Below are 14475 nucleotides of genomic sequence, written 5' to 3'. Positions count from 1 at the left end.
CCGAGAGAACACCCCATAACAACAAGGAGGCCCCCGTGAGCGTAATCAGTAAATCCATTCTCCTCGTCGACGACGACCAGGAAATCCGCGAATTGCTGCAAACCTACCTCAGTCGTGCCGGCTTCCAAGTGCGTGGCGTGCCGGACGGCGCGGGGTTCCGCCAGGCGATGAACGAGGCGCCGTGCGACCTGGTCATCCTCGATGTGATGTTGCCCGACGAAGACGGCTTCAGCCTCTGCCGCTGGATCCGCCAGCACCCGCGCCAGGCGCAGGTGCCGATCATCATGCTCACCGCCAGCTCCGACGAAACCGACCGCGTGATCGGCCTGGAACTGGGCGCCGACGATTACATCGGCAAACCCTTCAGCCCCCGCGAGCTGCAAGCGCGGATCAAGGCGCTGTTGCGCCGTGCGCAGTTCGGCCAGGAGCAACGGGGCAGCAGCGACGTGCTGGTGTTCGATGAATGGCGCCTGGATATGATCAGCCACCGTCTGTTCCACCTCGACGGCGAAGAAGTGATCCTCTCCGGCGCCGACTTTGCCCTGCTCAAGTTGTTTCTCGACCACCCGCAACAGATCCTCGACCGCGACACCATCGGCAACGCCACCCGTGGCCGTGACCTGATGCCGCTGGACCGGATCGTCGACATGGCCGTCAGCCGCCTGCGCCAACGCCTGCGCGATACCGAAAAACCGCCACGGCTGATCCGCACCGTACGCGGCAGCGGTTATCAACTGGCAGCCAGCGTGGTTGCCGGCAATGCCCACTGAACCTGTGACCGAGCGCCGCCGGCGCCTCCCGGTGCCGCGCTCCTTGCTGGGGCGCATGTTGCTGCTGACCTTGCTGGTGGTGCTGTTCGCCCAGGCGCTGTCGAGCGTGATCTGGGTCTCGCAATTGCGCGCCACCCAGCTCGAAGGCCTGGTCACCAGCGCCCGCAGCCTGGCGCATTCGATGACTGCCAGCGTGAGTTATTTCCGCTCGTTGCCCGTGGCCTATCGCCCGTTGGTCCTCGACCAATTGCGCAGCATGGGCGGCACGCGGTTTGTGGTGACCCTCAACGACCGGCCGCTGGACATGCAAGTGTTGCCGGAAACCCCGCGCAAGCAGGCGGTGCTGGTGGCGGTCGACGAAGTGCTGCGCCAGACCCTCGGCGCCGACGTGCATATCTCGGTGGAATTTGTCAGCGCCGAAGACCTGCGCATCTTCAATGCCGGCCTCAAGCTCGATGAGCTGCCACGCTCCTGGGCGCATTACGCACTGACCCTGGAACCGGTGAACCCGCCAGTGCTGGTCACGCAGATCCAGCTCGCGCCCGGCGAATGGCTGTACATCGCCTCGCTATTGCCCGAGCCGTACACCAGCCTTGAAGAACAGGGCCTGCCGTCCCAGCAAGTGTGGTTTATCGTGCTCACCAGCGGCTTTCTGCTGCTGTTCATCGGTTTGCTGGTGCACTGGCAAAGCCGCCCGCTCAAGCGCCTGGCGCGGGCCGCACGGGACATGTCCCTGGGCGCCGATGTGGAACCGGTGGCCGAAGGCGGCGGCAGCGAAGTGGAGGAAGTAGGCCGCGCCTTCAACGCCATGCGTGAACGCATCAGCCGCTACCTGACCGAACGCAGCCAATTGTTCAGCGCGATTTCCCACGACCTGCGCACCCCGATCACCCGCCTGCGCCTGCGCGTGGAGCTGCTCGAAGACGACAACCTGCAAGCCAAGTTCGGCCGCGACCTGGATGAATTGGAGTTGCTGGTCAAAGGCGCGCTGCAATGCGTGAAAGACACCGACATCCACGAAAACATCGAGCCCGTGGACCTCAACCACGTCCTCGATTGCCTGGTGGAGCCGTACCTGGCGCCCAACGGCAACGGCCGCGTGACCCAGCACGGCCGCGCGCTGACCACCTACCCGGGCAAGCCGCTGGCGCTCAAGCGCTGCATCGGTAACCTGATCGACAACGCCTTGAAGTACGGGCAGAACGCCCATTTGCACATCGAGGACGATGGCGCGCAGTTCATCCTGCATGTGGATGACGAAGGCCCGGGCGTGCCGGAGCAGCGCTTGGAGCAGGTGTTTGAACCGCACTTCCGGTTGGCCGGGCAGCAGCAGGGGTATGGGTTGGGGTTGGGGATTGCGCGCAATATTGCCCACAGTCATGGGGGGGAAGTGAGTTTGCAGAATTTGCGTGAGGGTGGGTTGCGGGTCACCCTGCAATTACCCCGCGGTCTCGACTGAATGCATGCAGAACCAATGTGGGAGCTGGCTTGCCTGCGATAGCGGGATGTCAGTCAACAGATGTATTGGCTGATCCACCGCTATCGCAGGCAAGCCAGCTCCCACACAAGCCAGTTTCCACCGTTCGATCTGCATTTGGCTCAGATGCTTTGGCGCAGTCTGGCCAAATCCCTGAGGGGCGGCGCACCAAACAACCGGCTGTATTCCCGGCTGAACTGCGACGGGCTTTCATACCCCACCCGATACCCCGCCGCCGACGCTTCCAGCCCTTCGGCAATCATCAGTCGCCGCGCTTCCTGCAAGCGCAACTGCTTCTGATATTGCAGCGGGCTCATCGCGGTAATCGCCTTGAACCGATGGTGCAAGGTCGAGACGCTGAGGTTCACTTCCTTGGCCAGGTCATCGATGCGCAGCGGTTGTTCATAGTTGCCATTCAACCAGGTGATTGCCTGGCTGACCCGATGGCTCTGACTGTTGGCCACGGCAATTTCATACAGCCGATAACCCTGCGGCCCACGCAACAACCGATAGAGGATCTCCCGGTTGATCAACGGCGCGAGCATGGCGATGTCTTTGGGCGTATCCAGCAGGCGCGTCAGGCGCAGCACCGCGTCCAGCAGTTGGTGGTCGATGCGATCCACGTACATGCCACGGGATGTCGGCCGCGACGGCACACCCATCGGCCCGGCCTCGGCGATCAGCGCGGTGAGTTGCGCGGGGTCGATGTTGATGCGCACCGACAGGTTGGGGTCTTCAGGTGTGGCGTCGATAATCCGCCCGGCCACAGGCATGGCGACCGAGAACACCAGGTAGTTGAGCGGGTCGTAGGCGAAGATCTCATCGGCCAGGCGTACTTCCTTGCTGCCACTGGCGAGGATGCACAGGGCCGGCTCCACCAGCACCGGCATGAAATCGCGCGGCGTATTGTGGCGGTTCAGGTACAGCGAGGTAATCGCGGTACCGTAGGAACCGTCTTCCCAGGTGTGCCGATGCACGATGCTGGCCAGTTCGGCGCGCTGTTTTTCCATCTCGGCATCGAGGGGAACGGGCTGATGTTCAGGCGACGACATGAGGGGGCCTCTACACGCTTTTTTGATGGGCTCAGCTTAGCGGCGGGTTGCGCAAAAGTGTTACGTCGATCCTGCACAATCCTTGCCTGATCCTGCGATAAGTCGTGAATCAGGCAAGCGCGCGGCCTGTCATCTGCCTGAAACACTGAGTCTGTGCCGGCCATAAAACCAGCGGGTCAGGTCGCCTGTCTGCGCTTCTCGCAGGATTGTGCAATAAGCCGGCAGGAATCGACTAACCGCGCCCGGCCCCGCGCCGTTATCTTTGATCCTGTGGCAACACGCCCCCACAGTGTTTGCCGAGCATCACTTCTCAACGGGAGAGTCGAACATGTCCACCCCCATTCCCGCGAGCCATATGGCCTTTATCCGCGCCCGCAGCGGGTGCAGCACCGAACTCGGTGCACGCTTGAGCAGTTTGATCGAACCGGGCCGCCAGGCTCAGGGTTGCCTGCAATTCTCGTTGCAGCAGTCCCAGGTAGACCCCGATGTGTGGCTGGTCTCGGGTTTCTGGAGCAGCGAGCAGGCGATGAGCGTCTACTTCAACTCGCCGGCCTTGATGATCTTCACCGAGTTGTTGAACGACATGGTCATCCGCAGCATGGATTTCCAGACCTTCACCGATGCATCCGCCGCCCATGCCTACGGCGAGTACCTGCAACTGGCCGGTTAGGGTTTAGAATGGCCGACTTCCCATTGGCCAGGACCTGCAACATGGCACGTAAAGAATTTGCCCACCACGAAGCCGTTTCCGCCGTAGTGCCGGGAGAGGGTGGCTACAGTGCCGCCGTCGCCGTGAAGGCACTGGATGGTATGGGCGCACCGCGTTTTCACAAGATCCTTGATGGACAGAAGTTCAAGACGGCGTCCGATGCCGATGATGCGGCTGCGTTGCAGCTGGAGCGGTTGGTTGACGTTGACGAAGAAGGCCAGCTTTCCTGGGCTCCTGCCACAGCCTAACCAACACCACTGATCCAAACTGTGGGAGCGGGCTTGCCCGCGATAGCGATCTGTCAGTCACAGCTGTGATAACTGACCCTCCGCTATCGCGGGCAAGCCCGCTCCCACATTTTTTGACTGTATTTCAGTCAGGGTTTTGTGGCGCCTGGGCGGTACATCTTGAACAGCGCTTCCGGGCCCAACTGGAAGTAATCCGCTGGGCCACCACCGCGCAAGATCGGCTCGGCGGCGGCAGTGTCATAGACGCCATCCTTGAGCAACCACTTGGCAATATGCACCGCCACCACCTCGCCCAGCACCAGCCAACTCGGCACCAACTCCTTGTCGGCCCGTTGCAGCTGGATAATCTGCGTCACCTTGCATTCAAACGACACCGGGCTCTCGCCCACCCGTGGCACCTGGATGACCTTCGACGCCACCGGCGTCAGCCCGGCCAGTTCGAATTCGTTCACCTCAGGTGATACCGCCGCGCAACTCTGGTTCATCTGCTCGGCCAGCGGGCGGGTCGCCAGGTTCCACACAAACTCGCCGGTCTGTTCGATGTTATTCAGGCTGTCTTTGCGCCCGACACTGGAAAACCCAATGATCGGCGGAATGTAGTTGAACGCATTGAAAAAGCTGTAGGGCGCCAGGTTCAGGCGGCCGTCACGGTCGTGGGAAGAAATCCAACCGATGGGCCGCGGGCCGACGATGGCATTGAACGGGTCATGGGGCAGGCCGTGGCCGTTGGCGGGTTCGTAGAAGTGAATATCGTCGGGCATGGCCGGGGTTCCTGCGATCGGGTGTCATGAGGCGCCCATACTGCAAGGCGTGGCGGAGAATTTCCATCGGCGATATGGAATTTTCATACCGCGCCCACCTATTTTTCACAGCTCCCCGTTCAGTCTGCGCGCAATTGAATGACTGCGCCTCGGAGCCTTCCACCCCATGAATAAACTTCCTCAGATCACCCTGGCGTTCTGGGTCATGAAAATCTGCGCAACCACCCTCGGCGAAACCGCCGGGGATTTGCTGTCGATGACCCTGAATGTCGGCTATGCCCTCAGCTCGATGATCCTGATCAGCGTGTTTCTCGTCACCCTGCTGACGCAACTCTGGTCGAAAACCTACAACCCGGTGCTGTACTGGATCGTGATCCTGTCCACCAGCACGGCCGGCACCACCATGTCGGACTTTATGGACCGCACCCTGGGCCTGGGTTACGCCACGGGGTCGATGATCCTGATTGTGATCCTGATGATCATCTTCGCCATGTGGCACCTCAGCGGTGATTCGCTGAACGTGAACAAGGTGCAGACCTTTCGCGGGGAGTTGTTCTACTGGATGGCGATTCTGTTTTCCAACACCCTGGGCACCGCGCTGGGCGACTTCCTGGCGGACGATTCGGGGCTGGGTTTTGCCGGCGGCGCGTTGTTGATCGGCTCGACCATTGCCGTGGTCGTCGCGCTCAAGTACTTCACGCAGATCTCGTCGGTGTTGTTGTTCTGGGTCGCGTTTGTGCTGACCCGGCCGTTTGGCGCAACACTGGGGGACTTCCTCACCAAACCCCATGAAAAGGGCGGGCTGGATTTCGGCACGATTGGCTCGTCAGCGGTGCTGGCGGCGGTGTTGGTGGTGATGATTGCGGGGGCTTCGTATATGCAGCGGCGGTATGGACGCAAGGCGATGGCTGAGCTGTCCTGATTCAAAACTGTGGGAGCGGGCTTGCTCGCGATAGCGGTGTGTCAGCATCAGTCAATGCTGACTGGCCCACCGCCATCGCGGGCAAGCCCGCTCCCACATTTAGAACTGCATTCAGCTGTTAGTCGGTGGTAATCCGCGAATGCTTGCGGGTGTCCTTCATGGTCACGTAGACCACCAGCGACACTGCAATACACGCGGTCACGTACCAGTAATAACCGGTCTCCATGCCAATGCTCTTGAACCACAGCGCGATGTATTCAGCCGTACCGCCGAAGATCGACACGGTCAGCGCATACGGCAGGCCTACGCCCAGCGCGCGGATTTCGGTGGGGAACAGTTCGGCTTTCACCACGGCGTTGATCGAGGTATAGCCGCTGACGATGATCAGCGCGGCCATGATCAGGAAGAACGCGCCCCACCAGGTCTGGATGGTGTGCAGGGTGGTGAGGATCGGTACGGTACACAGGGTGCCGAGGATACCGAACGCGATCAGGATCGGCCGGCGCCCCACCTTGTCCGACAGCCCGCCGACCAGGGGTTGGATGCACATGAACAGGAACAGCGTCGCCGCCGAGATGGTAGTGGAGTCGGAAATGCTCATGCCGACGGTGTTCACCAGGTATTTCTGCATGTAGGTGGTGTAGGTGTAGAACGCCAGGGTGCCGCCCATGGTCAGGCCGACCACGGTCAATACTTCCTTGGGGTGGCGCAGCAAGGTGCGCATTGCGCTTTCCTTGGCTTTTTCCTTCTTGGTGAACGACTCGGTTTCTTCCATGCCACGACGCAGGTACAGCGCAACCACTGCACACAAGGCGCCGATGGCGAACGGGATACGCCAGCCCCAGGCGTACAGCTGCTCGGTGGTCAGGGTCTGTTGCAAGACGATCAACACCGCGAGGGCGATGAGCTGGCCGGAAATCAGGGTCACGTACTGGAAGCTGGAGAAGAAGCCACGACGTTCCTTGGTCGCCATTTCACTCAGGTAGGTGGCGGAAGTGCCGTACTCGCCGCCGACCGACAGGCCTTGCAGCAAACGGGCGAGGACCAGCAGGATCGGCGCGCCGATGCCGATGGTGTCATAACCGGGGGTCAGGGCGATCAGCAGCGAGCCGAAACACATCAGCAGCACCGAGGCCATCAGCGCCGCCTTGCGACCTTTGTAGTCGGCATACATGCCCATCAACCAGCCACCGATCGGCCGCATGATAAAGCCCACGGCAAAGATCGCGGCGGTGTTCATCAGTTGTGCGGTAGAGGAGCCGGCGGGAAAAAAGGCTTTGGCGAAGTACAGCGAGAAGGCGGCGTAGACGTACCAGTCATACCACTCGACCATGTTGCCGACGGAGCCACTGAAGATCGACTTGATACGGCTGGAGGTGGTGCGCTCTTTCGCCGGCGCGGCCGCCGACCCCAGAGGCAGGGTGTTGGAGTTATCCATTGAAGGATCCTTCATCTAGTTGTTTTTATGGAGCGTGCCTGGGCACAGCCTGGCTGGGGCTGTAGCAGGAGCTGTGCCAGGTGGATGAAGGCCCGGTCTAGAAGGGTTGGGGGATTTTTTTGAGCGGAAAGTTGCTGATGAATTGGGGGTGATGAGCGGAAATCCGCTTATGGCTGCCGGCCTCATCGCAGGCAAGCCAGCTCCCCCATGGGAATGTGTTCACAGATCAAACTGTGGGAGCGGGCTTGCCCGCGATGAGGCCTGAAGGTCGCTAGAGAAACATCTCCCTGACCAACCCATGCCGCTGCATCTTCTCATTCAACGTCCGCCGCGGCAGTTGCAACTCTGCCAGCACCGCCTTGATATCGCCTTTATGCCGCGTCAACGCCGCCTTCAAGCAATGCGCTTCAAACGCTTCCTGCTGCGCCGCCAGCGATTGCCCCGCCTCGATCCCTTCCGGCTCCGGCTCGCCCAACCCCAGCACCTGCCGTTCGGCGACGTTGGCCAGCTCGCGCACATTCCCCGGCCAGTCATGGCTGAGCAGGCGCCCCAGTTGCGCGCCGCTCAGCGGCTCAGCCGTACGGCCCAGGCGTTCGCCCGCGCTGTGGGCGAAGTGCTCGAACAGCAACGGAATATCTTCGCGCCGCTCACGCAACGGCGGCAGGCGCAGTTGCGCGACGTTCAGGCGATACGCCAGGTCCTCGCGAAACCGCCCGGCGCGGGCTTCATCCAGCAGATCGGGCTTGGTCGCGGCAATGATGCGCAAGTCCACATGGATGCTCTGGTTGGAGCCCAGGCGTTCCAGTTTCTGCTCCTGCAACACCCGCAGCAGTTTGACTTGCTGGGCCAGGGGCATGCTTTCGATTTCATCGAGGAACAGCGTGCCGCCGTGGGCGTATTCCAGCTTGCCGATGCGCTTGCCCTGGGCGCCGGTGAACGCGCCGCTTTCGTGGCCGAACAGCTCGGCTTCAAACAGTTGCTCGGGGATCGCCGCGCAGTTGAGCGCGACAAACGGTTTTTTCGCCCGTGGGCCGAAGTCGTGCAGGCAGCGTGCGACCAGTTCCTTGCCGCTGCCGGTCTCGCCGCGGATCAGCACGTTGACCGGCAGGCTCGCCAGGTCCAGCACTTGCCGGCGCAGGTTCTGCAAACCCCGGGACACGCCGAGCAGTGTCGAGTCCAACTGCGACCGATGATCGGCCTGTTGATGCAGGCGGCGGTTTTCCAGGATCAGCCCGCGCTTGTCCAACGCCCGGCGCAGGCTGTTGAGCAGGGCGTCGGGGCTGAAGGGTTTTTCGAGGAAGTCGTAGGCGCCGTCGCGCATGGCTTCCACCGCCATCGGCACATCGCCGTGACCGGTGAGCAGGATCACTGGCAAGTCGGCGTCGCGGCGCTGCACTTCGGCGAGCAGCTCCAGGCCGCTGAGGCCGGGCATGCGCACATCGCTGAGGATCACCCCGGGAAAATCCCTGGGCAATTGCGCCAGGCATGCTTCGGCGCGACTGAACAGCTGCACCTCAAAGCCCGACAGGCTCAACCACTGCTCGACGGCCGTGCGGATGCTGGCTTCGTCATCGACCACAATCACTGCGTTAAGCATAGGTCGGGCGTCTCCAGCGCAATGGGCAAGGTCAGGGTAAAGACGGCGCCGTCGCCACGGTTGCCGGCGATCAGGCGCCCGCCAAGTTCGTGCACGATGGCGTAGGACACGGCCAGCCCCAGGCCCAAACCGTCACCCACCGGCTTGGTGGTGAAGAACGGGTCGAACACGCTGTTGAGGTGTTCTTCGGCAATCCCGCCGCCACTGTCGCTGACGGTCAGTTGCCACAGTTGCTGGTCGGCGTGCAGGCGGATTTCCAGGCGTTTGCGCGGGGTGTTGGCCATCGCATCGAGGGCATTGCGCAACAGGTTGATCAGCACCTGTTCCAGGCGGATCGCGTCGCCGCGCACCCAGGCCGGCCGGGTCAGGTCGAGCACCACGCCGATGGACTCGTCGCGCAGGCGGGCGTCGAGCAGGTGCAGGGACTGATCGACCACCAGCGCCAGGTCCAGGCGTTCGCGCAGGCCGCTGGGGCTTTTGCGCGCAAAGGTCTTGAGGTGGCCGGTGAGCGCGGCCATGCGTGTGAGCATTTCGTCCAGCGGGGTGAGGGCCTTGTAGGCGTCGTCCACGCGGCCGTGGTCGAGCAGCAGGCGCAAGGTGGCCAGCTGCATGCGTTGGGCGGTCAGCGGTTGGTTGATCTCATGGGCGAGGGCGGCGGACATCTGCCCCAATGCCGCCAGCTTGGCCGATTGCACCAGGCCATCCTGGGCCGTGCGCAGGGCCTGGGTGCGCTCTTCCACCAGTTGCTCAAGCTCTTCGCGGCTGCGCTGGCGCAAACGGGCCAGGCGCCAGCGCTGCGTGAGAAACAGCACGAGGAACACCAGCGCCAGCCACGAACCGGCGGCGGCGAGGCCAGCGTTGCGTTGGTCCTCAAAGGCAAACTGCGGCTTGCGCAGCAAGTGCAGGGTCCAGCCTTCGGCTTTCAGCGGCAGGGATTCCCAGATGTAGTTGGCCTTGCCGTCGGGGCCGTTGACGAGCACCAGGTGGCTGTTGTCGTCAAAGCGCTGCAACGCCTCGGTCTCCAGGGGCTCCAGTTGTTTCTTGTCGTATTGGCGAGTGGCCTTGAGTTCGGCCAGGTCGGTGGCCGACAGCGGCCGCAGGTTGCGATAACGCCAGCCCGGCTGATTGGCGATAAACACGATACCACGCGCGTCGCTGACCAGCAGCAGGTCGTTGCCCTGGGCCCATTCGCGCTCCAGTTCGGGGAACTCCAGCTTGACCACCATGGCGCCGAGGAACTGCTGGTGTTCATCCACCACCGCGCTGGAGAGGAAATACCCCGGTACCCCGGTGGTCACCCCGACGGCGTAAAAGCGCCCGGTGCCCTGGCTCAGGGTCTGGCTGAAATACGGCCGGAACGCGTAGTTGTGCCCGACATAACTGCTCGGCAGATTCCAGTTGCTGGCAGCCACGGCCAGGCCGGTGCGGTCCATCAGCTCCAGGGTGGACGACTGCGCGGCGCCGTTGATGCGCTCCAGCTTGCGGTTGAGCACGTCCTGGGTGGTGGCATCCAGCGGGCCTTTCAACGCATTGATCATTTCCGAGTCCAGCGCCAGCACGGCGGGCAGGGCGCGGTAGCGTTCGATCAGGGTGTGCAGGGAATTGGCGTACAGCGCAAGTTGCTGGTTGGCGCGGGCGGCGTCGTCTACCAACGCCTGGCGTTCGGCGTGGCGGGTGGCCAAGGCGGCGGCCAGCAGAGCGCCGGCGATGATCAGCAGGGAGTAGAAGGTCAGGCGCAGGGGGCGAGGGATCACGATCATACGGTGATGAACAGGCGCAGTGAGGGGAGTGCACCATACCATGGGTGCCCGGATCTTGTGGTGAGCAAGCCCGCTCCCACATTTGATTGCGTTCGGCCATAAAAAAGGCGACTGGGCCATGGGGCCGCAGTCGCCTTTATCCTTGCGGGGAAGCGCTTACTGCACTTCTACCGCCAGGCTTTCACTGATCTTTTTCTGCCAGATGGCAGGACCGGTGATGTGTACGGATTCGCCCTTGCTGTCTACCGCAACGGTGACCGGCATGTCTTTCACGTCGAACTCGTAGATCGCTTCCATGCCCAGTTCGGCGAACGCGACAACGCGGGACTTCTTGATGGCTTGCGCCACCAGGTAAGCGGCGCCGCCGACGGCCATCAGGTACACGGCCTTGTGGTCCTTGATCGCTTCGATCGCAGTCGGGCCGCGCTCGGATTTGCCGATCATGCCCAACAGGCCGGTTTGTTCGAGGATCTGGCGGGTGAACTTGTCCATCCGCGTCGCGGTGGTCGGGCCTGCCGGGCCAACCACTTCTTCGCGCACCGGATCCACCGGGCCGACGTAGTAGATGAAGCGACCCTTGAGGTCCACCGGCAGGGTTTCGCCCTTGTTGAGCATCTCGACCATGCGTTTGTGCGCCGCGTCGCGACCGGTGAGCATCTTGCCGTTGAGCAACACGGTTTCGCCCGGCTGCCAGCTCTGCACTTCTTCCGGGGTCAGGGTGTCGAGGTTGACGCGGCGGGCCGATGGGCCGGCTTCCCAGACGATTTCCGGGTAGGCGTCCAACGGTGGCGCTTCCAGCGACGCCGGGCCCGAACCGTCGAGTACAAAGTGCGCGTGACGGGTGGCGGCGCAGTTGGGGATCATGCACACCGGCAACGAAGCGGCGTGGGTCGGGTAGTCCATGATCTTCACGTCGAGTACGGTGGTCAGGCCACCCAGGCCCTGGGCGCCGATGCCCAGTTGGTTGACCTTCTCGAACAGCTCCAGGCGCATCTCTTCGATACGGTTCTGCGGGCCGCGCTTTTTCAGCTCGTGGATGTCGATGGATTCCATCAACACTTCCTTGGCCATCACCGCAGCTTTCTCGGCGGTACCGCCGATGCCGATGCCCAGCATGCCCGGTGGGCACCAGCCGGCGCCCATGGTCGGAACGGTCTTGAGCACCCAGTCAACGATCGAGTCGGACGGGTTGAGCATGGCCATTTTCGACTTGTTCTCGGAGCCGCCGCCTTTGGCCGCCACGTCCACTTCCACGGTGTTACCCGGGACGATGGAGTAGTGGATGACCGCCGGGGTATTGTCCTTGGTGTTTTTACGCGCGCCTGCCGGGTCGGCCAGGATGGATGCACGCAGGACGTTTTCCGGCAGGTTGTAGGCGCGACGCACGCCTTCGTTGATCATGTCGTCCAGGCCCATGGTGGCGCCATCCCAACGCACGTCCATGCCCACGCGCACGAACACGGTAACGATACCGGTGTCCTGGCAGATCGGGCGATGGCCGGTGGCGCACATGCGCGAGTTGATCAGGATCTGGGCGATGGAATCACGGGCCGCTGGCGATTCTTCGCGCAGGTAGGCTTCGTGCATGGCCTGGATGAAATCAACCGGGTGGTAGTAGGAAATGAATTGCAGGGCGTCGGCAACGCTCTGAATCAGGTCGTCTTGCTTGATCACGGTCATGAGTCGCGCTCCTCTATAAGGGAACATTCAATAAAGGTGGCTCCAGTGTTGCATCGGTCGGCTGGAGCCACCTTTCCAAGGCACGCCAATGGTGCAGGCGCGACGCTAAAAAGGCGCGGCAGTATAACCCGGCGCGGTGGCCGATACACCCGACTATGGTCAAACTCTGATGAGTGTGAACACAGGGCCAATGTGGGAGCGGGCTTGCCCGCGAAGGCGGTGTGTCAGCCAACTTGGGGGAACTGATAGTCTGCTATCGCGGGCAAGCCCGCTCCCACAAAAAAGCTGCTCGCGTTATGGTTGGCGAACATTCGCATTGTTTGAGATTTATATGCCTGAACTGCACGTCGGCGAACGCCACTGGTCGGTCTCCACCGGAAGCAATTTGCTGGACGCCTTGAGTCAGGCGGGTGTGGCCGTGCCCTACAGTTGCCGCGCGGGCAGTTGCCATGCGTGCCTGGTGCGCTGCGAGGGGGAGGTTGAGGACAAGCAGCCCGACGCCTTGAGCCCGGCGCAGCGTCAGGAGGGCTGGCGGTTGGCTTGCCAGTGCCAAATCACGGGTGATCTGCGGGTTGAAACCTTTGATCCTGCGCGTGATGGTTTGGCGGCGCAGGTGGTGGGCGTCGATTGGCTGAACCCGACGGTGCTGCGCCTGCGCCTGCAGCCTGAGCGCGGCCTGCGTTATCGCGCCGGCCAGCACCTGGTGCTGTGGGCGGGGCAGGTGGCGCGGCCGTATTCGCTGGCGAGCTTGCCCCAGGAAGAGCCGTTCCTGGAGTTTCACCTCGATTGCCGTCAGCCCGGTGAATTCAGTGATCGTGCCCGAGTTGCAGGTTGGCGACGTTTTGCGCCTGGGTGAATTGCGTGGCGGCGCGTTGCAATACGATCCCGATTGGCAATCCCGGCCGTTGTGGCTGCTGGCGTCGGGTACAGGCTTTGGGCCCATTGTGGGGCGTGTTGCGCGAGGCGTTGCGCCAGAATCACCAGGGCGCCATTCGCGTGATTCACCTGGCCCATGATGCGGATGGACATTATTTGGCCGAGCCCTTGGCCGCACTGGCTGCGCAGCATCCGAACCTGACGGTGGAGTTGTGGACGGCGGCGCAGGCGTCCCAGGCATTGGCGCAACTGCGGCTTGTTTCGCGGCAAACGCTGGCCTTACTCTGCGGGCACCCCGCCAACGTCGAGGCATTCTCCAAGCGCCTGTTCCTGGCGGGGCTGCCGCGCAATCAACTGCTGGCCGATGTGTTCCTGCCCCGTGGTTGAGCGCTGACTTCCAAGGCCGCGAGAATCGCCATGACCGACGCCATCCTGCAGTACCGCGAACGTGGGTTGCTGACCTTGCAACTCAATCGCCCCGACAAGAAAAACGCCCTGACCCGCGCGATGTACACGCAGTTGGCCGAGGCGTTTGAACAGGCAGATGCGGATGATGCTATTCGTGCCGTGCTGATCCAGGGCAGCAGCGCGTGTTTTACCGCCGGCAACGACATCGGCGACTTTCTCGAACAGCCGCCCGCCGACCTCGACAGCCCACCGTTTCACTTTATGCAAAGCCTGCTCAACTGTCGTAAACCGGTGGTCGCCGCAGTGGCGGGCGCGGCGGTGGGTATCGGCACTACGCTGTTGCTGCATTGCGATTTGGTCTACGTCAGTCGTGATGCGCGTTTGCGCATGCCGTTTGTCAACCTGGGACTGTGTCCGGAGTTTGGTTCCAGCCTGATCCTGCCGCGCTTGTTGGGGCATGCGAAGGCGGCTGAATTGTTGCTGTTGGGCGAAGGTTTCAGCGGCGAGCAGGCGGCCGCCTGGGGGATTGCCACCGAGGCGTTGGCGAGCGGCGAAGCGGCGTTGGCCAGGGCGCGGGAAATGGCCGCGCGTTTTGAAGACCTGGCGCCGGGGGCGGTGCAGGTGACCAAGCAACTGATGAAGCGTGTGGATCGCGAGCAGTTGCGGCAGGTGATCGAGGAAGAGGGGGCGTTGTTTACCCAGCGGTTGAGGTCGCCGGAGGCGGTGGCGGCGTTGTCGGCCTTTGTCACTCGGCGGTAGAGGTGTGTTGGTTGGTCG

General features: G+C 62.5%; 12 protein-coding genes and 1 pseudogene. 7 read left to right on the top strand and 6 right to left on the bottom strand.

Going from position 1 to position 14475, the window contains the following annotated elements:
* Positions 1-35: 35 nt before the first annotated feature.
* Both PSH87_RS22515 and PSH87_RS22510 read left to right on the top strand, forming a co-directional pair.
* Positions 36-770, top strand: coding sequence for a response regulator (locus tag PSH87_RS22515; RefSeq protein WP_017738074.1), 735 nt, complete (start codon positions 36-38; stop codon positions 768-770).
* Complete coding sequence (locus PSH87_RS22510) at positions 760-2229, top strand: ATP-binding protein (RefSeq protein WP_017738073.1); 1470 nt, start codon at positions 760-762, stop codon at positions 2227-2229. The genes PSH87_RS22515 and PSH87_RS22510 overlap by 11 nt, the downstream gene beginning before the upstream one ends.
* 140 nt (positions 2230-2369) lie before the next feature.
* Here the strand turns inward: PSH87_RS22510 and PSH87_RS22505 are convergent, their stop codons facing one another.
* On the bottom strand, positions 2370-3299 hold the full coding sequence (locus PSH87_RS22505; RefSeq protein ID WP_017738072.1) for an AraC family transcriptional regulator: 930 nt from the start codon (positions 3297-3299) through the stop codon (positions 2370-2372).
* Positions 3300-3627: 328 nt separating this feature from the next.
* Between PSH87_RS22505 and PSH87_RS22500 the strand changes: the two genes are divergently transcribed.
* Together PSH87_RS22500 and PSH87_RS22495 are read left to right on the top strand one after the other, a co-directional pair.
* Positions 3628-3969 carry an antibiotic biosynthesis monooxygenase family protein gene (locus PSH87_RS22500; RefSeq protein ID WP_305431195.1) on the top strand — a complete coding sequence of 114 codons (342 nt, stop codon included), beginning with the start codon at positions 3628-3630 and terminating at the stop codon, positions 3967-3969.
* A gap of 8 nt (positions 3970-3977) precedes the next feature.
* Complete coding sequence (locus tag PSH87_RS22495; RefSeq protein WP_017738070.1) at positions 3978-4256, top strand: hypothetical protein; 279 nt, start codon at positions 3978-3980, stop codon at positions 4254-4256.
* Positions 4257-4384: 128 nt separating this feature from the next.
* Here the strand turns inward: PSH87_RS22495 and PSH87_RS22490 are convergent, their stop codons facing one another.
* On the bottom strand, positions 4385-5017 hold the full coding sequence (locus PSH87_RS22490) for a flavin reductase family protein (protein WP_017738069.1): 633 nt from the start codon (positions 5015-5017) through the stop codon (positions 4385-4387).
* 166 nt (positions 5018-5183) lie between these two features.
* Between PSH87_RS22490 and PSH87_RS22485 the strand changes: the two genes are divergently transcribed.
* A complete protein-coding gene (locus tag PSH87_RS22485; RefSeq protein ID WP_305431192.1) occupies positions 5184-5939 on the top strand; it encodes a hypothetical protein in 756 nt (251 codons plus the stop codon).
* Between the two features lie 118 nt (positions 5940-6057).
* On the opposite strand, the gene PSH87_RS22480 is transcribed toward PSH87_RS22485, so the two are convergent.
* The 4 genes from PSH87_RS22480 to PSH87_RS22465 form a co-directional block, all read right to left on the bottom strand.
* Complete coding sequence (locus PSH87_RS22480; protein WP_017738067.1) at positions 6058-7377, bottom strand: MFS transporter; 1320 nt, start codon at positions 7375-7377, stop codon at positions 6058-6060.
* Between the two features lie 271 nt (positions 7378-7648).
* Positions 7649-8974, bottom strand: coding sequence for a sigma-54 dependent transcriptional regulator (locus tag PSH87_RS22475; protein WP_017738066.1), 1326 nt, complete (start codon positions 8972-8974; stop codon positions 7649-7651).
* A complete protein-coding gene (locus tag PSH87_RS22470; RefSeq protein WP_305431190.1) occupies positions 8959-10734 on the bottom strand; it encodes an ATP-binding protein in 1776 nt (591 codons plus the stop codon). The genes PSH87_RS22475 and PSH87_RS22470 overlap by 16 nt, the downstream gene beginning before the upstream one ends.
* A gap of 156 nt (positions 10735-10890) precedes the next feature.
* Positions 10891-12414, bottom strand: a complete 1524-nt coding sequence (locus PSH87_RS22465) for a fumarate hydratase (RefSeq protein WP_016971118.1) — start codon at positions 12412-12414, stop codon at positions 10891-10893.
* Positions 12415-12745: 331 nt separating this feature from the next.
* Here PSH87_RS22465 and PSH87_RS22460 point away from each other — a divergent pair.
* Positions 12746-13677: pseudogene (locus PSH87_RS22460) on the top strand (iron-sulfur-binding ferredoxin reductase).
* Positions 13678-13707: 30 nt separating this feature from the next.
* Positions 13708-14457: an enoyl-CoA hydratase-related protein gene (locus PSH87_RS22455; protein ID WP_305431189.1), complete on the top strand. Its 750-nt coding sequence runs from the start codon at positions 13708-13710 to the stop codon at positions 14455-14457.
* The last annotated feature ends 18 nt before the right edge of the window (positions 14458-14475 follow it).

It is taken from the genome of Pseudomonas sp. FP453, assembly GCF_030687495.1.
Taxonomy (GTDB): domain Bacteria; phylum Pseudomonadota; class Gammaproteobacteria; order Pseudomonadales; family Pseudomonadaceae; genus Aquipseudomonas.
The sequence above is the reverse complement of the archived record's forward strand: the minus strand, read 5'-3'. Positions and strand labels throughout refer to the sequence as shown.

Excerpts from the sequence above, each read along its gene's own strand:
- PSH87_RS22510 (WP_017738073.1), top strand. The coding sequence starts at position 760 with ATGCCCACTGAACCTGTGACCGAGCGCCGCCGGCGCCTCCCGGTGCCG.
- PSH87_RS22505 (WP_017738072.1), bottom strand. The coding sequence starts at position 3,299 with ATGTCGTCGCCTGAACATCAGCCCGTTCCCCTCGATGCCGAGATGGAA.
- PSH87_RS22500 (WP_305431195.1), top strand. The coding sequence starts at position 3,628 with ATGTCCACCCCCATTCCCGCGAGCCATATGGCCTTTATCCGCGCCCGC.
- PSH87_RS22495 (WP_017738070.1), top strand. The coding sequence starts at position 3,978 with ATGGCCGACTTCCCATTGGCCAGGACCTGCAACATGGCACGTAAAGAA.
- PSH87_RS22490 (WP_017738069.1), bottom strand. The coding sequence starts at position 5,017 with ATGCCCGACGATATTCACTTCTACGAACCCGCCAACGGCCACGGCCTG.
- PSH87_RS22485 (WP_305431192.1), top strand. The coding sequence starts at position 5,184 with ATGAATAAACTTCCTCAGATCACCCTGGCGTTCTGGGTCATGAAAATC.
- PSH87_RS22480 (WP_017738067.1), bottom strand. The coding sequence starts at position 7,377 with ATGGATAACTCCAACACCCTGCCTCTGGGGTCGGCGGCCGCGCCGGCG.
- PSH87_RS22475 (WP_017738066.1), bottom strand. The coding sequence starts at position 8,974 with ATGCTTAACGCAGTGATTGTGGTCGATGACGAAGCCAGCATCCGCACG.
- PSH87_RS22470 (WP_305431190.1), bottom strand. The coding sequence starts at position 10,734 with ATGATCGTGATCCCTCGCCCCCTGCGCCTGACCTTCTACTCCCTGCTG.
- PSH87_RS22465 (WP_016971118.1), bottom strand. The coding sequence starts at position 12,414 with ATGACCGTGATCAAGCAAGACGACCTGATTCAGAGCGTTGCCGACGCC.
- PSH87_RS22455 (WP_305431189.1), top strand. The coding sequence starts at position 13,708 with ATGACCGACGCCATCCTGCAGTACCGCGAACGTGGGTTGCTGACCTTG.